Here is a 16,495-nt window from a genome sequence, read left to right as displayed (position 1 = left end):
ACCTCCTATCTCTGCGTGTGCGCTGAACTTATCCAGCGTACAGAGATGCCTATTGAGTACCCCTATGCGGGGAACAAAGCCTGAAGACTTGAGCAGGCATCGGCATAGCCGCTGCGCTCGAAGATCCCTTGTTGCAAAAACGCTTCCAAATGCGGATAAAGTGTAATGGCCTGATCCAATAGCGGATCGGAGCCCTTGGCATAAGCGCCCACGCTGATGAGATCGCGGTTGCGCTGATAGCTCGAAAGTAGCTGTTTAAAGCGTCTGACACGGGCGTAGTGGTCATCGCTGATAAGCGACGTCATCGCGCGGCTGATCGACGCTTCAATATCAATTGCCGGATAGTGTCCCGCTTCGGCTAGGCGGCGTGACAGAACGATGTGTCCATCCAAAATAGCGCGCGCCGAGTCGGCGATAGGGTCTTGCTGATCGTCACCCTCGGTGAGTACCGTATAAAACGCGGTGATCGAACCGCCACCGTGAGTACCATTACCCGCACGTTCAACCAGCGCCGGTAGTTTGGCAAATACCGACGGTGGATAACCTTTGGTCGCTGGCGGTTCACCGATAGCCAGTGCAATTTCACGCTGCGCCATGGCATAGCGGGTGAGGGAATCCATGATCAGCAATACATGCTGGCCGCGATCGCGAAAGTCTTCCGCAATGCGCGTGGCGTAGGAGGCCCCTTGCATACGCAACAGGGGAGAGACATCGGCCGGTGCGGCGATAACCACCGAACGTTTACGTCCTTCGTCGCCTAAAATATTCTCGATAAAGTCTTTAACTTCACGGCCACGTTCACCAATCAACCCCACGACGATGACATCGGCCTGTGTATAACGCGCCATCATGCCGAGCAGCACGCTTTTACCCACGCCGGAACCGGCAAAAAGCCCCATACGCTGTCCACGTCCCACGGTCAGCAGGGCATTAATGGCACGAACGCCAACGTCGAGCACGTCAACGATCGGCGTGCGCTGCAAAGGGTTAAAAGGCAGCGTGGTGAGCCCGCCGAGATCGGCCTCTTCCGGTGGAGGAAGTCCATCAAGGGGCTTTGCGCCGCCGTCGAGCACGCGTCCTAGTAACATGGGGCCAAGCGGAAGCTGTTTACCACCGGACTGTAAACCACCGCTTTGGGAGCAAACTCGCGCTCCAGGCACAATGCCATCAACTTCTTCTAACGGCATGAGAAACAGCTGCTGCCCATTAAAGCCAACGACTTCAGCTTCAACCTGCTGAATTTTCACGCCGTCATAGCGCTCAATCAGGCACGTTGCGCCGATAGGCAGCTGTAAACCACTGGCCTCGAGAACTAACCCCGTCGCTCGGGTTAAACGACCGTAGCGCCGCGCAGGTGGGATCTGCGGGATGCGCTTTTCAAAGGCATCTAAGGTGCCTAGCCACGTGTTGAGGCGTTGAGTCATAGTGGCAACTCCGGAGCCGCCAGTTTGCATAATTCTTGCCAACGGGTGGCGATGCTGGCGTCAAGCTCGCCGCCCTCGGCGCTGATTTTGCAGCCGCCGCGGTGTAGCTGGGTATCGGCAAGTAAACGCCAGCCCTGCTGTTCTAACTGTACGCCGAGCTGTTGCTGAATAATCGGCAAATCTTGCGGATTAACCCGCAGCTGTAAATTGCCGCTAAACAGCGGTTCTTGATTGATCAGATGCTGAATTTGTTGCAGCACCGCGCTGGCATCGCACACCGGCGACTGACCGATGATTTGCTTGGCGGCGGTCAGCGCCATTTGCATCAGACGTGCGGCAATCACATTGTCCATGGCCTGCAATGAATGCTGGAACTCTTGAGCAAGCTGTCGCCAATGGTCGAGTACGGGTTGTTGCTCAGTTTGCGCCTGCTGCAATCCCTGAGAACGACCTTCGTTGAGGCCTTGCTGAAAGCCTGCATCGTAGCCCTGTTTTTCACCTTGCTGTAATCCGTGCTGGTAACCCTGCATTTGGGCATTTTCACGTAGCTGTTCTAACTCAGCCTGCGCAATGGCTGCAGGGGTAGACTCCGCAGCAGGAGGCAGGGGCTCCATTTTAAACGCGGGCATTTTAGGCTTACGCGGCGCTGAAAAATCACGCATCTCCCAGCGCTGCCATTGCTGATTGGTTTCTTCAATGGTGGCTTTGGGGAATACCGCTTTGCGGAATCCATCTTTCGGGTTAGGAGGATTAGACATAAGCATCCTCGCCGCCGCCGATCACCACTTCGCCGCTTTCCGCCAATCGACGAACGATCAGCAGAATCGCTTTTTGTTCGCTTTCCACCAGCGATAGACGAACTGGCCCACGCGTGGAGAGATCGTCGCGTAGAATATCGGCCGCACGTTGCGACATATTGCGCATAAATTTCTCGCGCAGCGCTTCGTCGGCACCTTTGAGGGCGATGAGCAGAGATTCGGACTCCACTTCCTGCAAGATGCGCTGAATGCTGCGATCGTCGACGTCGACCAGATTTTCGAACAGGAACATTTCGTCGATAATTTTTTGCGCCAGTTCACCGTCGTAGATACGCATGGCTTCAATAACAGACTCTTCCTGCTGGGTTTTCATTAGGTTGATGATCTCTGCCGCCGTGCGGATACCACCCATTTTGCTGCGCTTGAGGTTTTGACCATCTAACAAACCGTTTAGTACTTCGGTCAGTTCTTGTAGCGCCGTCGGCTGAACGCCACCGAAGGTTGCGATACGCAGTACCACGTCGTTGCGCTGGCGTTCGTCAAACTGAGCCAGAATATCAGCGGCCTGAGCGCGTTTCAGATGCACTAAAATAGTGGCGATAATCTGCGGATGTTCATCGCGAATAATATCGGCTGCGGCCTGAGGTTCCATAAAGTTGAGCGTTTCGATGCCGCTGGCGGTCTCGCGCGACTCCAGAATGTCTTCCAACAGGCTAGAAGCACGCTCTTCACCTAACGCTTTAACCAATACTGAACGCAGATAGTCGCTGGCGTTGACGCTGAGCGCTTCGTACTGCTCAGCTTCGTCTTGAAACTCGTTGAGCACTTCGCCTAACTGCTGGTGAGAAACCTGACTCATGGTCGCCATCGTGGTGCTGAGATGCTGCACCTCGCGGGTAGAGAGGTGCTTGAACACCTCTGCCGCGCGGTCTTCACCGATGGTCATCAATAAAATGGCGCTTTTTTCAGTTGGGGTCATGGTCATTGCTCGTTACTCATCCATTGGCGAATGACCAGCGCAACCACGCGAGGGTCTTGCTCAGCCATATCACGGACACGCTGTGCCTGCTGTTCAGCCGTGGCACGTTGCTGTGTTTTACGACGATTCTGCACTTCTTCATTGCTTGGTTTAGCCGGTTGAACCGGCGTGGTGACAATTGGCGTAGGCTCAACTCGGCGAGCAGGCTGCGCGTTAGCCAGCTGTTTGTTCAACAGCGGTTTCACCAGTTTGCGCCACAGAATGAAGGCCACAATCAGTACCAACAGGTAGCGCCCGATCGTCATTAGCAGATCAAAGAAGCTTGCTTGTTGCCAGAATGGAACCGCATTGTTGTCTTCAACATCGGCGGTAAACGGCGTATTGACCACGTTTAACGTGTCGCCGCGCGTTGCGGAGAAGCCCATGGCTTCGCGAACCAGCGAAGTGACCTGCTCAATTTGCTGTGGCGTTAACGGAATGCTTTTACCGCTAGCGTTGGTGCCATAGTTAACGACGACGGCCACGGACAGGCGATCGATGTTGCCCGCTTTTTGCTGGGTGTGACGAATCGTCCGATCCACTTCATAGTTGATGGTTTCATCACGGCGTGCATTGGATGCGGAGCTACTCCGGCGACCGTTGGTGTCAATGGTGGAGGCAGGGCGCTGGGCGTTCGCCGCATTGGCATTTGCGCCAGCCTGCGGAGGATTCGTGATATTCCCCGTCGGAGGTGGGGCAGGCTGATTGGTTAATGCACCAGGAACGCCGCCAGAGAGTTGACCGCCGGACTGAGAGCTGTCGCTCAGCTGTTGGCTGCGAACCGCAGCCTGATTAGTGCCCTGATTCGGTTTGTACTCTTCGTCGGTCTGTTCACGAACCGCGTTATCAATTTGCGCGGTAACCTGCGCATGCACGTTGCCGTTGCCGACCATCGGCTGCAAGATAGCCTCGATGCGGCGCTGAATTCGGCTTTCGACCTCGTTCGCGTATTTCAACTGCGTGGCGTTGAGATCGCGGCCAGTACCGTCTGACTGAGTCAGCAAGTGTCCGCCTTGATCGACCACGGTGACATTCCCCGCGGGTAAGCCTGCAACGCTGCTGGAGACCATATAGACAATGGCGTTGATTTGTCCTTCATCTAAAGCGCGGCCTGGTTGCAGATTTAAGGTAACGGATGCTGAAGGCTGCTTTTGTTCTCGAACAAAGAGTGAAGGTTTTGGTAATGCTAAATGAACGCGCGCTGTCTGAACGGGGCCTAATGTTTCGATGGTGCGAGAAAGTTCGCCTTCCAGCGCGCGTTGATAGTTGATTTGCTCACTGAACTGGCTGATGCCGAATTTTTCTTGATCCAGAAGCTCAAATCCAACGGCTCCTCCTTTCGGCAGGCCTTGCTGCGCGAGGCGTAGGCGAGTCTCATGAACTTTTTCCGCCGGAATTAACAGCGCAGTGCCATTATCCGTGAAGCGATAGGGAATGTTCATCTGGGTGAGTTGGGTGACAATAGCACCGCCGTCCCGATCGCTGATGTTGCTATAAAGAACCCGATAATCAGGCGATTTAGCCCACAGAGCCAGTACTGCAATAACGGCGATAGCAATCGCACCGGCAATGAGCAGTGGAATTTTGGGGTTAGCACGCAGACGATTCACTATGCTAGCGAAACCGCCATCCCCGCTTTTTGCTGTGGTGCCAGCGCTACCGTTGGCTGAAGCGTTCATGTGCTTACCTTGTCTTTCAGTTGGGCCGAGAAAGAATCTCGGAATAAATTGATGTCTTGCAAAACGAACTCCCTGACGCGCTATCAGCGAAATGTATTCAATCAGAGCCTTTTCTTGGAAGGTCTGCGGCTTACAAAAGTAGGCAGGGTATTATTCTGCGTAGAGAGGGAATTTGATGGGAGAATAAGGCCCTATTTTTGCGTCTATTTAGCGGCTTTACTCTTTGATCTCTATGTTAGGGTGATGCCTTATGGGTAAAAGCCATTTGGTAAACACAGACAAAGAGGGTATCGGCAGTGGCGATAGTGGGTATTGAAGGTGTACTTCAGCAGCTTCAGGCAACGGCTGTATCAGCTGCAAACCGTAGCCAAAACAGTGAGGCCCCACAGGGGGCATTTGCCGCTGAACTTAAAGCCGCAGTGAACCGTATCAGTGATACGCAGAATAATGCCAAGATTCAGGCGCAAAACTTTGAAATGGGCGTGCCGGGCGTAGCGTTAAACGACGTGATGGTTGATTTGCAAAAGTCAGGGATCTCGCTGCAGATGGGGATTCAGGTGCGTAACCGTTTAGTTGCGGCCTATCAAGATATTATGAATATGCAGGTTTAATCGTCTTAGTTATCTGTTTGTAATGCTTAATATTAACCACTCAACTTTGTTGTGGCGTGACGCTGGCGGCGAAGTTGGGTGATTTATACGCCTTATACTTTAAGCAACTTAAATTATTTTGGGTGTATAGATTATTTAATACGGCAATTTGAATTTTAGGGATTATTATTTATATCGACTCACCGAGTTGTTTAGGTGGCGTTGTGCCGTTGATAGCTACACTTGATGTTAACAGCGTTTATCTTTGAGTCAGTATTATGTGAATGATGAACGACGTTGCAATGTTATACCGAACATAGGGAGCGGAGCCATTATCGGATTAGTATGATTGTAAGGTGTACGTTGCGTGGCTAGTATTTGAAGATAATGGTCGGAACCTATTAGGTAGGCCTCATTTCAGATAAGCATAGGCGGCAATATGGGTTATAAAATCAAACAGATGTATTTGCTATTAGCGCTAGGCTCACTTTTCGGTGTATCCGCTATCGCATTGATTAGTGTCTGTTTATCTTCCTTATAATTGTTTAGACGACGATACGCACCCAGTACACTGCGGTTCGTAGGTGTCACTTTCTGTCGATATTCTTCATCCGCAACGGACTGCTCTAAAACCATGCTAATGCTGTGGGGAAATTTGCCTCAGATTGTTTGTATGAAAAAAGAACGATAGATCTATTCTGTTTTAATCTCATTCTCATCAGAATATTCTTAATTCATGTAAGTCCACGCAGAGTATTGTAAATATATAATTCTCATCCTCACTTTAATTTTATTCATTGATTTAAAAAATAGTGATGCGCTTGCGTATAACCCTTAAGAGGGTGATGCCTATCTCTTGGTGTAAATAGAAAGAGGTATTAGGATGAGCTTTATTTTTTTGAAAAAATATATGTCTTCAAGTTAATCGTTTAACGTCGCCCAATAAAAGGTATATGATATGCATCATATTCACATGTACTGCCCATATTCTTGCTGAGCGGTAGTTAATATGAGGTTTAAATATGCAACGCATCATTATACCAACCAACTATGTTCATACACGCACGACGCCCTTGTGGACGAAAGAGACGGCTCCCGCTTCAATTTGGAAACGCCATCTAGACGCGGGCACACGTCAAGGTGTCTATCCTCGCCTGTGTGTGATGCAGGGGACTATTCGTTATTACGGCTACGCAGACGAAACCAGCCCTGAAGCTATCGAAACGCTTACCATTGAGGCTGGGCAGTTTGGCGTGTTTCCTCCTGAAAAATGGCACCGGATTGAAGCCTTATCTGAAGATACGGTGTTTAACGTAGATTTTTACGTTGATCCCAATATTTTATTAGAAGAGTAAGAGGGCAGTATAATGACAGTTGAAAATACAGTTGAGAATAAAGGTTATGCCATTGCTCTCTCTAATGAGAGTAGCCAGCATAGCGCAGAGAAAACGTATCTAAAACCGATGGCATTATACATTCCAGATGTTGCGACCGGATTGGTTATTGAACTTATTAATAATCTCGATGATAAAAATAATAATGGTGCAGGTTTTACACTGACAGTCACTAATAAAAATAATGGCGTATCAGTGGATAAACATTTTTCAACGCTTGAAGATTTAAAAGATCCTGCTACGTCATCTGATGCGCTTAAAGATCTCATCAATATCGTTCGCGGCTATGACTCCGACGAAGAAACTAACGTGTGTGGTTGGTAACAATATCTGTTTGGAAGAATATCATATTGTGGTTGGCGTATCGGTACCTATGCTGACCAAAATATGATATTTGTTGTGCTGTAAAATTGAATTCAGTTGTAAGAGAGTCTACATATCTAACCCGATTTTAGATGATAAAATAATGACCTAACGTGCTGTTAGATATAACAGTGGTTTATAAATCAGATAAAATATACGGGATTTGATATGAAGGTTAGCTACATTAGTTACTATGAAGGTTTAGATGTCGATGGCAAAGTCATTTTTCAAGGAAATGGCTCGCATCTTGTCAGCGCGGAAAAAGAAGAGCCATCACCGCATGAAATTTTGGCGGCGATTAATCAATACCTGATTAAAGGAGCCAAAGAAAACAATCCGGCTATTGCCAAAATTGTCATTAAAGGCTTGTTTAAACTGTAACCACGTTAGATGAAAAGACTGCGAAAGTGGTCTTTTTTCCTACAGAAAGAGCGTTATTCGTATTTATCTGGTTTATGGCTGAATCGCTTACGGCTATCATAAGAACAAACCTTGTGTGAGATTCTTATGAAGAAATATACCCTTTCTCCGTTGTTACCCGTGTCTTTACCTGCATTGTTCTCCATGTTGTTACCTGCCGTTTTGGTTGGGTGTGTAAGTACACCAAATGGTTTTGTGAGATTAGATGAGCATGAAGCCAATCAGGCCGTTATCTATCGTTACGATCCTGAAAAAGTGAATAAAGCAGCGATGGACGCCGATGCGTTAAGCTACTGCAAAGAAAATGGCTTTGATAATGCGACACAAATTCCTCCGCTAGCAAGCACTGTCCCAACGCTGAAACGCATGGCCTACACCTGCTCCTACGCAGTAAAAAAACGCTAACGTATTGAGCTTGCATTGGGTGTTTGCACTTTAAACTCACTCGCTATATAATCTTGTATACAGCGATGGGGAATCGTTCAGATTGCTCAAACCCATCGCTCATTGCTTCAGAACGTTTGTTTTCAAATTTCTAGTATGGTTTCCCGTGCCGTTTGGTGCGGGATTTTTTTTGCCTCGATGTTCTACCAACGGCAAAGGGCATAAAAAAAGCCAGCCGAGTTTAGCGGCTGGCTATAAAAGTTCTGTCTTACTCGCTGTGATGAATTATTTCACATCGAACATGGTGGCGTCGGTTGCCATGTTATCAATGACAGTTTTCAGATCATCTACGGTCAGCAACTGATTTGAATTAGACAATTGTTTGCCTGAACCTTTACGTACCACTTTCATTACTGTTTTGTTGGTTTGAGAGTCAATTAACTCACCTTCGAAGAACAAGTTCGTATCCATGGTGCGGTGGCCGGTTGCGGCTTGTGTACCCGCTACAACCATTGCAATTGGGATCACTTCATAGAACTGCAATCCTTCTTTGCTGGTATCAACCGCGGTGATAGCGCCGCGGAAAATCAACGTGTTTGGACCGGGCTGTGTCACTAGCGTAGAACGCTGGGCTGCCGCCGCTTTTAGCTTGGTATTAGTATAGTTAAGCACGCCATCTAACACGTTTTTACCAATCTGCGTGGTAGGTTTAGGCTCAGGATAATAGGTCACTGGGTTGTAAATCAGTTTGTCGTAGTGGCTGGATTTAAAGCTTGGATCAACCCAGCGCATAACGGGCAAACCTGAAGATGACTTAGTTTCTGTTAGGTTTGAATAGTCTTTTAAAAAACCTGAATACTGTTCAGGGGTTGCAGTTTTGGTTGCACAGCCGGTTAGAGCCAATGCGCCGATTAATAGCGCAGTTTTAAGATTACGAAGCGTAGCCATAGATCCTTTTCCAAATGAGAGAAGCGGCAAGCTAAGATATAGCAGAATCTCATAGGTTTACCTATAAATTGATTAGTTTTGTGGTGTCAGTTTCACTATTTTTAACCAATAAATTATTTCAAATAATGTAATTATATAATTCATTTATTTTTTATATAAAAAGTTAACGTTTTTGCTGATAAACCCTATAATGAACAGGAGTAATTACCTGTTTGTGCGGGTGAGAAAAACGAGAATGTTTTTTTTGTTTTCTTAGGATGATTAACAAAATGATGAAAGTACGTATGTTGGCGATTGTTGGGATGAGCAGCCTTATGCTAGCGGGTTGTGTGTCAAGTAACACGGTTCCTCCTGCAGATGCAACGCCTGCAAAGGGAGCGATAGGGATGCCAAATCCAGCCTCAGTGTATTGTTTAAAACTGGGAGGCAAAGAAATTAATAAAACAACCGAGCTTGGCGTGAGTACGGACTGTTTATTACCAACGGGAGAGAGAATAGATGAATGGGCACTATACCGACGTGACCATTCCTAATTAATTCACCTGGAATATAATTTTTATTAAAAGTAATGTAGTTAAGCGTATTCGCTTTTTACTAAAAATTAATGTTGATTATTAATGCCATAGCAATATGGCTGATATAATCATTCGCTGTCTTTCTTATTGAAATATTATTGTTTAAAGCGTTTTACTAAAATTTATGCCTGAGTATGGAAATGACTGGTGTTGAATAAAAAAATTAAAGCAAATCGCCAGGATACCCTTCGTTGTCGGAAAATTGCCCATAGGTGTGGGTGACGGCTTGTTGGCGTGAAGTTTTTCCTATTATCTGGCTCAACTCATCCATGCGCGCCTGAAGTAGGCGCTTAATTTCTGCTTCGTTATCGAGAATTTTAGCTAAAATGCGGCGCAGCTCCGCCTGCATCGCGGAGTCTACTTCGGAAATTGGCATCAGCTCGGTGGTTTTTGCCACCGCTTGCAGATACTCCATCTCCAGTTTAACGAGCGAGTCCCACTCAGAACGCTTAGCAAGTTCCAGCATGCTTTCGCTGAGCGAAAGGATGTGACGGTACGCGTGTGACAAAGGCTGTATTCCGTACATTATAAGTGGTCCTGCTGAGTAGGTTGAGATTGTGGGCCGATCTGACGCCACGCATCGGCAATGTTATCTAACAGGTCCGTGACATGTTGGATTGTAACTTCATCATTATGAAGATTAGCATGTAACAGGCGTTTAACCATATAGTCATACAGCGCTGATAAATTTTCTGCAAGCTCCCCGCCTTTTTCCAGATTAAGTCCCGCTTTTAATCCATTATCAATGATGTTAATGGCTTTGGTGATTGACTGACCTTTGAGCTGCGTTTGTCCTGCCTGCATATGCAGGCGGGCGCGAACTAGGGCGCTATGCGCCCCGTCAAATAACATTACGATGAGCTGGTGAGGACTGGCGCTCATCACGCCACTCTCCAAACCAATCTCAGCGTAGGCTTGCGAGCCCGTCGCTTTATACATGTGTTGTTACCTGTGCTATGAGTTCATGGCGGTGAACTGTTGTGTTAAATATGAGCTGGTGCTGTTGAGTTTCGACATCATGGTATCCAGCTGTACAAATTGGGCTTTGTAGCGGTCGATGGTTTCCTGAATGCTGTCGCTAACGCTGTCGATACGAACGCTCAGGCGATCTAAGTTGGTATTGATACTTTTTGTCGTTGATTCGATCACGCCGCCGGCCTTGATATAACTTTGAATTTCATTATGAATATTGGTTGCCATACCGCTATCTTTACCATTGCCAACAAAGAAGTTAGCCACTTGGTCTGGATGATCGGTAAAGGCTTTGGTGAGTTTGTCGCTGTCTACGGTTAGTTTGCCGGTTTTACCATCGGTGGTAATCCCCAAATTGCCGAGACCTTTGAGCTCAGGGTTATCTTGAGCCGAACTCAACGCGCCTTTAATCGCTGCCTGTACGCCACGCAGGGTATTGTCACCCAACAGCGCACCGTTGGTTTTTGACTGCGCTTCACCCGTTTTTACCGGGGTGTATTTGGTCAGCGAGGTAAAGGTATCCAGCAGGGAGTTATAGCTATCTACCCAGCTTTTAATTTTGTCCATCGCACCTGAGTTATCAGCGCTCAAAATCAGGTTCTGTGGCTCACCGTCTTTGGTCTTGGCTTTCAGCTCGATCGTTGTGCCCTGTGGGGCATCGGTAATGGTATTGCTGCTGCGCACAATTTTGGTGCCGTTCATGGTGATGATGGCGTCTTTAGCTTCTACCGTTTGTTTTATTGCCGTTGGTGAGGTTGATGGTGCGTTAGGATCGAAATTAAGATATTCACCTAGTTTATCGTCACCATTCACTTTTACCGTCATCTGATTGGCTGAGCCAGTAGATGAAGAGGTTAGTGCTAATTGATAGCTACTATCACCTACGCGCACGATACTCGCCGTTACGCCTGCTTTTGCACCGTTAATTGCATCACGCATTTCTAATAATGATGTTTGATCATCGGCTAAAGGTATCGTGGTGCTTTTCGGTGGAGTACCTTGAGTCAGGGTTATTGATCGCCCACTAGCACCTGTAGTGCCTAACTCTGCAGACTGATCTGAGATCGCTTTTTGTGTCGTTAAACTTTGTGCTTGAGCCAACTGTTTAACTTCAACACTGTAGTTACCGGCAACCGCTTTAGGATTCGTCGTCACGGTAAACTGATCGTGAGTCGATGCTTTAGTCGTATTAAAGAAGTCGGCCTTAGCCAAATCCTTACTTAGGTTATCGAATTTTTCCAACGAGCTTTTTAACGTGCCATACGCCGTCAACTGTGCTTTATAGCTGGTTTGCTGCGTGGTATAGGGCGTTAAGCGTTGCTGTTCTGCCGTAGACAGTTTGTCGAGCAGCCCGTTTAAGTCGAGACCTGAGCCGATCCCTAAAGAAGAAATAGAAGCCATCAGTATTTTCCTTATATATTTTCATGCGCTATACGCGTTATCGGCTCAGTAGGAAAAAAGTTTACAAAATAATATGAAAAAGTGATGGGACGATAGAAGACGAAAAGTGGGCCTTATTTAAGCGATTGTCGAAGCAGCGGAATTACGCAGAAAAATAATTTAAAAATTTCCTAAAGGTTAATGGGGGAGCGCCGATACCTGAGTGGACGGTGGCTGACGCCGTAGGGCAATCAGGCCCGACCCATTAACTAAGATGCGATTATCGCAGATGATTCGTAAGGAAAGCTCACTATGGCACAAGTAATTAACACCAACAGCCTGTCTTTGATGGCTCAGAACAACCTGAACAAATCTCAGTCTTCACTGGGTACCGCTATTGAGCGTCTGTCTTCTGGTCTGCGTATCAACAGCGCGAAAGACGATGCCGCGGGTCAGGCGATTTCTAACCGCTTCACTGCAAACATCAAGGGTCTGACTCAGGCTTCTCGTAACGCCAACGACGGTATCTCTCTGGCGCAGACCACCGAAGGTGCTCTGAACGAAGTGAACGACAACCTGCAAAACATCCGTCGTCTGACCGTACAGTCTCAGAACGGCTCTAACTCTGATAGCGACCTGAAATCCATCCAGGACGAAATCACTCAGCGTCTGTCTGAAATCGACCGTATTTCACAGCAGACCGACTTTAACGGCGTGAAAGTACTGAGTGGCGACCAGAAACTGACCATTCAGGTTGGCGCTAACGACAATGAAACTATCCAAATCGATCTGAAAGATATCAACTCTAAAACGTTGGGTCTGGATAAGTTCAGCGTGGCAAGCAGCGTCAACGTTACTGGTGTAACTACTGCTGCAACTACCAGCATCGACAAAATGGGCGCCCCAACCATTGGTGCTGATACTAGCGCTGGTGCTAAGAAAACATCTACAGATGGTAAATTATACAGCGATGGTACAGATTCCTATATCCAGACTGGTGCGGCTGAATGGGTTAAAGGCACCGTTGATGGCACTGGTAAATTTACGTTTGATTCATCAGTAGGTGCAAATGTCGTTACCACAGCACCAACCGGTTTAACCGAAACAACTTCTGTTAAAACTGGTTCAACGACTGTTACTGGTGTAGCTGCGGGTGATACTCTGCACGCATATACCGATGCTAAAGGTAAAGCGGGTTATGTGATTATGGGTAAAGATGCTGATGGCAACGATACCTACTCTAAAGCAACTCTGAGCGATGATGGCAAAGTCACCAAAGGTGCCCAACTGTCTACAACGCCAACTACTGCTGACCCTCTGGCTGTTCTGGATCAGGCGCTGTCTCAGGTTGACTCCCTGCGTTCATCTCTGGGTGCGGTACAGAACCGTTTCGATTCTGTTATCAACAACCTGAACAGCACCGTTAACAACCTGACTGCTTCCCAGTCTCGTATTCAGGATGCTGACTACGCGACCGAAGTGTCCAACATGAGCCGTGCAAACATTCTGCAGCAGGCAGGTACTTCTGTGTTGGCTCAGGCTAACCAGTCTACTCAGAACGTTCTGACTCTGCTGCGTTAATAATTCGCCAGCATTGAATAAATCCAACCCCGCGGTATGCGGGGTTTTTCACATCAACGACGTGATGAATAACTGAGCAATTTCGTCTTCTCGGAAAGGCAACGTGAGAAAAGGGGGCATTTTTGCTGACTAATCGCGCCATTGGCTTGCGCGTGAGGGTTAGATAATAGCCGGGCATCCATCAACCCGGGTTCTGTCAACGTGAGTGAATTGTATACCGCCGACGGCGTGATCGACAAAAATTCCCTGTGGCAGCGCTACGCTCCGCTAGTGCGCCATGAAGCGCTGCGTTTGCAGGTTCGCCTGCCCGCAAGCGTTGAACTGGACGACCTGCTTCAAGCCGGAGGTATTGGGCTGTTGCACGCGGTCGAACGCTACGATGCCATGCAGGGGACGGCCTTTACCACCTATGCGGTTCAGCGTATTCGCGGTGCGATGCTCGATGAGCTTCGCAGTCGTGATTGGGTTCCGCGCAGCGTGCGTCGAAATGCCCGTGAAGTTTCAGCGGCTATGCAGCGTGCCGAGCAGCGTCTGCATCGCGCACCAACAGAAACCGAAATAGCGCAAGAATTGGATATGCCTTTGGTGGAGTACCAGCAGATTTTGTTGGATACCAACACCAGCCATCTTTTTTCTTATGATGAGTGGCGAGAAGAGCATGGCGACAGCGCCGAACCTGTTTTCCAACAGCATGAGGATGCTAATCCCCTCAAACAGCTGTTAGAAGGGGATCTGCGCCAGCGCGTGATTACTGCGATTGAAGCCTTGCCGGAACGTGAAAAACTGGTTCTTACGCTTTACTACCAAGAAGAGCTGAACCTAAAGGAAATCGGTGCGGTGCTTGAGGTCGGAGAGTCTCGCGTCAGTCAGCTACACAGCCAGGCGATCAAACGCTTGCGCACTAAGCTGGCTAGCCAAAGCTAATACGCCAACGCCAACAGTTATTCAAAGAAATGGAAAATGTTGTCATGACGGCATCCCTACAAAAAAGACGACCTTTGAGTCGCTATTTGAAAGATTTTAAACATAGTCAGTGCGATTGCTCTCATTGTGGTAAATCGCTCGATCGTATGTCTTTAGTATTTCGCGGAAAAATTCTCGATCGTGAAGTGCTTGCAGGTATGGATCAACTGATTGATGACCGAGTTTGGCAAGAACTCGAGCAGGAACTTACCGCATTGTGCCGTTTCTGCAGCGATGTCTATTGCCATTGCCACGCAGACTATTTTGATATTCTCGATTTTAAACAATATTTGTTTGAGCAAACGGAAATGAGCCACAGCTCAATTCGCGAGTATATTGTGCGTTTGCGGCGCTTGGACGATATGCTTCGTGCCAGTGATTTTCCCGCAGAGAAGTTCTGCGGCAGTGAAAAACAATGGGATATGATTGAACATATTGCCGATGCGAATCAAAATAACTATCGCATTGCGCTACGTAAGTACGATCAGTATCTAAACTGGCAAAAAGAAGCGGTCTGCTAGCCTTGCTGTCAGAATAAAAAAGCCATCGTTATGCGGTGGCTTTTTTGTTTTTTATTCCATATCAATCTAACCTTATTCCGGCAAAATTTTTTATTCATCGCGATGAGTTGCTACAGTTGCGGTTATATCGGGTGAATGCGGCAAGTCTGGTCTTATCCCTCCCGTAAAGTATTAATTTTAGGCCTATCCGTTTAGGAGCTACAGTGAGCACTATTGAAGTAAAAAATCTGACAAAATCCTTTAACGGAAACACCGTGCTGCACGGCGTTGATCTGACGGTTGAAAAGGGTGAGGTGGTTGCGATTATTGGGCCAAGTGGCTCAGGCAAAACGACCCTGCTGCGTAGCATTAATTTATTAGAAGAGCCTGACGGTGGCACGATTCAAGTGGGCGATGTCACTATTCATGGCGATCAGCCGCTGGGGCGGCAGAAAGCGGCGATTCGCAAACTGCGTCAAGAAGTGGGCTTTGTATTCCAAAACTTCAACCTGTTCCCGCACCGCACGGTATTGGAAAATATCATTGAGGGGCCGGTGGTAGTGAAGGGGGAAAAGCGCGATGTAGTGATTGCGCGAGCGCGTGAATTGCTGGCGAAAGTTGGTTTGAAGGGCAAAGAAGATGCGTTTCCTAAGCGCTTGTCGGGCGGGCAGCAGCAGCGTGTTGCGATAGCTCGTGCGTTAGCGATGCAGCCGGAAGTTATCCTGTTTGACGAGCCAACATCGGCGCTGGATCCTGAGCTGGTGGGCGAAGTGTTAAGCACTATCCGCGCGCTGGCAGAAGAAAATCGCACTATGGTGATCGTGACCCACGAAATGAGTTTTGCCCGAGATGTGGCTAACCGAGCTATTTTTATGGATGAAGGCCGGATCGTAGAGCAAGGCGTGGCAAAAGAGCTGTTTGCCAATCCCCAACACCCAAGAACTAAGCTGTTTTTGGAGAAGTTTTTAGGGGAAAAATTAGTGGATGAGCCGTTGAGTTATATTTGAGTGGGGGGCTAGATTTGGTGAAGGTTTCGGTCGCCAGACGCTTATGTCACAACGGTTAAAGATTCCGCCCGCCTGTCTAAATCGAGTTTCATTGCTGCATTGGTGAAGGCGTACGGGCAGAGACCACCAGCGCGTGGTCTCTGCACTCTCGCGCTTTTATCCGAGACGCCATCTCCGCGCCGAGTCGGCATGCGCCATCCATGGCGCCTCCTCCTCTAACGCTAACATCCTGTTAGCGTTGCTCTTTCTCCCAAGACTTAAATTAAATGCTGACAAAGTTATTTATCTTTTGATTTTGATTTTTTCTGGCTCGTTGCCGGACAGCCGAATGAATCATGCAGGTTAGGATTCGCCTACAGGGACGTAGGCGAAAGAACGGAGGAGCCATGGACAAATTTGCTGGGAGCAAATTTGAACAACGCTTGCGTTGGCCCCGTAGGGGTGAGGCGCAAGGATGCGCCGAATATCCGCGATTGCCATTCGTTCCGTTAAGACCGAAATGATGAAATGAGGGCACCCGCGTAGCGGGCTGGGAGGAG

18 protein-coding genes are annotated in these 16,495 nt (G+C 48.0%); 10 read left to right on the top strand and 8 right to left on the bottom strand.

Annotation, left to right across the window (positions count from 1 at the left end; translation table 11 throughout):
- Window positions 1-62: 62 nt before the first annotated feature.
- Genes fliI through fliF form a run of 4 tightly spaced genes read right to left on the bottom strand, consistent with a single transcriptional unit; the run spans window position 63 to window position 4,879 of the window.
- Window positions 63-1,424 carry a flagellar protein export ATPase FliI gene (fliI, locus tag CPY98_RS12550; RefSeq protein ID WP_025796732.1) on the bottom strand — a complete coding sequence of 454 codons (1,362 nt, stop codon included), beginning with the start codon at window positions 1,422-1,424 and terminating at the stop codon, window positions 63-65.
- The gene (fliH, locus tag CPY98_RS12545) at window positions 1,421-2,182 is read right to left on the bottom strand and encodes a flagellar assembly protein FliH (protein ID WP_046450598.1); all 762 of its coding nucleotides are present in this window, start codon (window positions 2,180-2,182) and stop codon (window positions 1,421-1,423) included. Before fliH ends, fliI begins: the two co-directional genes overlap by 4 nt.
- Window positions 2,175-3,167 carry a flagellar motor switch protein FliG gene (gene fliG / locus CPY98_RS12540; RefSeq protein WP_025796729.1) on the bottom strand — a complete coding sequence of 331 codons (993 nt, stop codon included), beginning with the start codon at window positions 3,165-3,167 and terminating at the stop codon, window positions 2,175-2,177. Before fliG ends, fliH begins: the two co-directional genes overlap by 8 nt.
- On the bottom strand, window positions 3,164-4,879 hold the full coding sequence (gene fliF, locus CPY98_RS12535) for a flagellar basal-body MS-ring/collar protein FliF (protein WP_043493754.1): 1,716 nt from the start codon (window positions 4,877-4,879) through the stop codon (window positions 3,164-3,166). The genes fliG and fliF overlap by 4 nt, the downstream gene beginning before the upstream one ends.
- 296 nt (window positions 4,880-5,175) lie before the next feature.
- Between fliF and fliE the strand changes: the two genes are divergently transcribed.
- The 5 genes from fliE to CPY98_RS12510 all read left to right on the top strand — a co-directional run bounded on the left by fliE (window position 5,176) and on the right by CPY98_RS12510 (window position 8,051).
- Window positions 5,176-5,490: a flagellar hook-basal body complex protein FliE gene (gene fliE, locus CPY98_RS12530; RefSeq protein ID WP_025796725.1), complete on the top strand. Its 315-nt coding sequence runs from the start codon at window positions 5,176-5,178 to the stop codon at window positions 5,488-5,490.
- A gap of 1,001 nt (window positions 5,491-6,491) precedes the next feature.
- Window positions 6,492-6,824 carry a DUF1971 domain-containing protein gene (locus CPY98_RS12525; RefSeq protein WP_025796604.1) on the top strand — a complete coding sequence of 111 codons (333 nt, stop codon included), beginning with the start codon at window positions 6,492-6,494 and terminating at the stop codon, window positions 6,822-6,824.
- A gap of 12 nt (window positions 6,825-6,836) precedes the next feature.
- Window positions 6,837-7,187, top strand: coding sequence for a DUF1869 domain-containing protein (locus CPY98_RS12520; protein WP_043493747.1), 351 nt, complete (start codon window positions 6,837-6,839; stop codon window positions 7,185-7,187).
- 207 nt (window positions 7,188-7,394) lie between these two features.
- Window positions 7,395-7,607, top strand: a complete 213-nt coding sequence (locus tag CPY98_RS12515; protein ID WP_025796600.1) for a hypothetical protein — start codon at window positions 7,395-7,397, stop codon at window positions 7,605-7,607.
- Window positions 7,608-7,733: 126 nt separating this feature from the next.
- Complete coding sequence (locus CPY98_RS12510; protein WP_046449130.1) at window positions 7,734-8,051, top strand: hypothetical protein; 318 nt, start codon at window positions 7,734-7,736, stop codon at window positions 8,049-8,051.
- Between the two features lie 264 nt (window positions 8,052-8,315).
- Here CPY98_RS12510 and CPY98_RS12505 read toward each other — a convergent pair whose 3' ends face one another.
- Entirely contained in the window at window positions 8,316-8,978 is a 663-nt protein-coding gene (locus CPY98_RS12505) for a DUF3313 domain-containing protein (RefSeq protein ID WP_025796596.1), read from the bottom strand.
- 272 nt (window positions 8,979-9,250) lie between these two features.
- On the opposite strand from CPY98_RS12505, the gene CPY98_RS12500 reads away from it, so the two are divergent.
- Window positions 9,251-9,511, top strand: coding sequence for a DUF333 domain-containing protein (locus tag CPY98_RS12500; protein ID WP_038502863.1), 261 nt, complete (start codon window positions 9,251-9,253; stop codon window positions 9,509-9,511).
- Window positions 9,512-9,716: 205 nt separating this feature from the next.
- Here the strand turns inward: CPY98_RS12500 and fliT are convergent, their stop codons facing one another.
- From fliT to fliD, 3 genes are read right to left on the bottom strand one after another with little or no spacing between them, the layout of a single operon-like run.
- Window positions 9,717-10,079 carry a flagella biosynthesis regulatory protein FliT gene (gene fliT, locus CPY98_RS12495; protein WP_025796594.1) on the bottom strand — a complete coding sequence of 121 codons (363 nt, stop codon included), beginning with the start codon at window positions 10,077-10,079 and terminating at the stop codon, window positions 9,717-9,719.
- Window positions 10,079-10,492: a flagellar export chaperone FliS gene (fliS, locus tag CPY98_RS12490; protein WP_025796593.1), complete on the bottom strand. Its 414-nt coding sequence runs from the start codon at window positions 10,490-10,492 to the stop codon at window positions 10,079-10,081. The genes fliT and fliS overlap by 1 nt, the downstream gene beginning before the upstream one ends.
- A 15-nt stretch (window positions 10,493-10,507) precedes the next feature.
- Window positions 10,508-11,926 (bottom strand): flagellar filament capping protein FliD, encoded by a 1,419-nt coding sequence (gene fliD, locus CPY98_RS12485; RefSeq protein WP_046449131.1) that lies wholly within the window; start codon window positions 11,924-11,926, stop codon window positions 10,508-10,510.
- Window positions 11,927-12,217: 291 nt separating this feature from the next.
- On the opposite strand from fliD, the gene CPY98_RS12480 reads away from it, so the two are divergent.
- From CPY98_RS12480 to tcyN, 4 genes are all read left to right on the top strand, one after another.
- A complete protein-coding gene (locus tag CPY98_RS12480) occupies window positions 12,218-13,486 on the top strand; it encodes a FliC/FljB family flagellin (protein ID WP_096387922.1) in 1,269 nt (422 codons plus the stop codon).
- Between the two features lie 201 nt (window positions 13,487-13,687).
- Window positions 13,688-14,410: an RNA polymerase sigma factor FliA gene (locus CPY98_RS12475; protein ID WP_004092872.1), complete on the top strand. Its 723-nt coding sequence runs from the start codon at window positions 13,688-13,690 to the stop codon at window positions 14,408-14,410.
- A 44-nt stretch (window positions 14,411-14,454) separates the two neighbouring features.
- Window positions 14,455-14,970 carry a flagella biosynthesis regulatory protein FliZ gene (gene fliZ / locus CPY98_RS12470; RefSeq protein ID WP_025796587.1) on the top strand — a complete coding sequence of 172 codons (516 nt, stop codon included), beginning with the start codon at window positions 14,455-14,457 and terminating at the stop codon, window positions 14,968-14,970.
- A 203-nt stretch (window positions 14,971-15,173) separates the two neighbouring features.
- Window positions 15,174-15,956 carry an L-cystine ABC transporter ATP-binding protein TcyN gene (gene tcyN / locus CPY98_RS12465; protein WP_025796585.1) on the top strand — a complete coding sequence of 261 codons (783 nt, stop codon included), beginning with the start codon at window positions 15,174-15,176 and terminating at the stop codon, window positions 15,954-15,956.
- Window positions 15,957-16,495: the final 539 nt, after the last annotated feature.

The sequence above is a fragment of the Hafnia sp. CBA7124 genome, assembly GCF_002355555.1.
Taxonomy (GTDB): domain Bacteria; phylum Pseudomonadota; class Gammaproteobacteria; order Enterobacterales; family Enterobacteriaceae; genus Hafnia; species Hafnia alvei.
The sequence above is the reverse complement of the archived record's forward strand: the minus strand, read 5'-3'. Positions and strand labels throughout refer to the sequence as shown.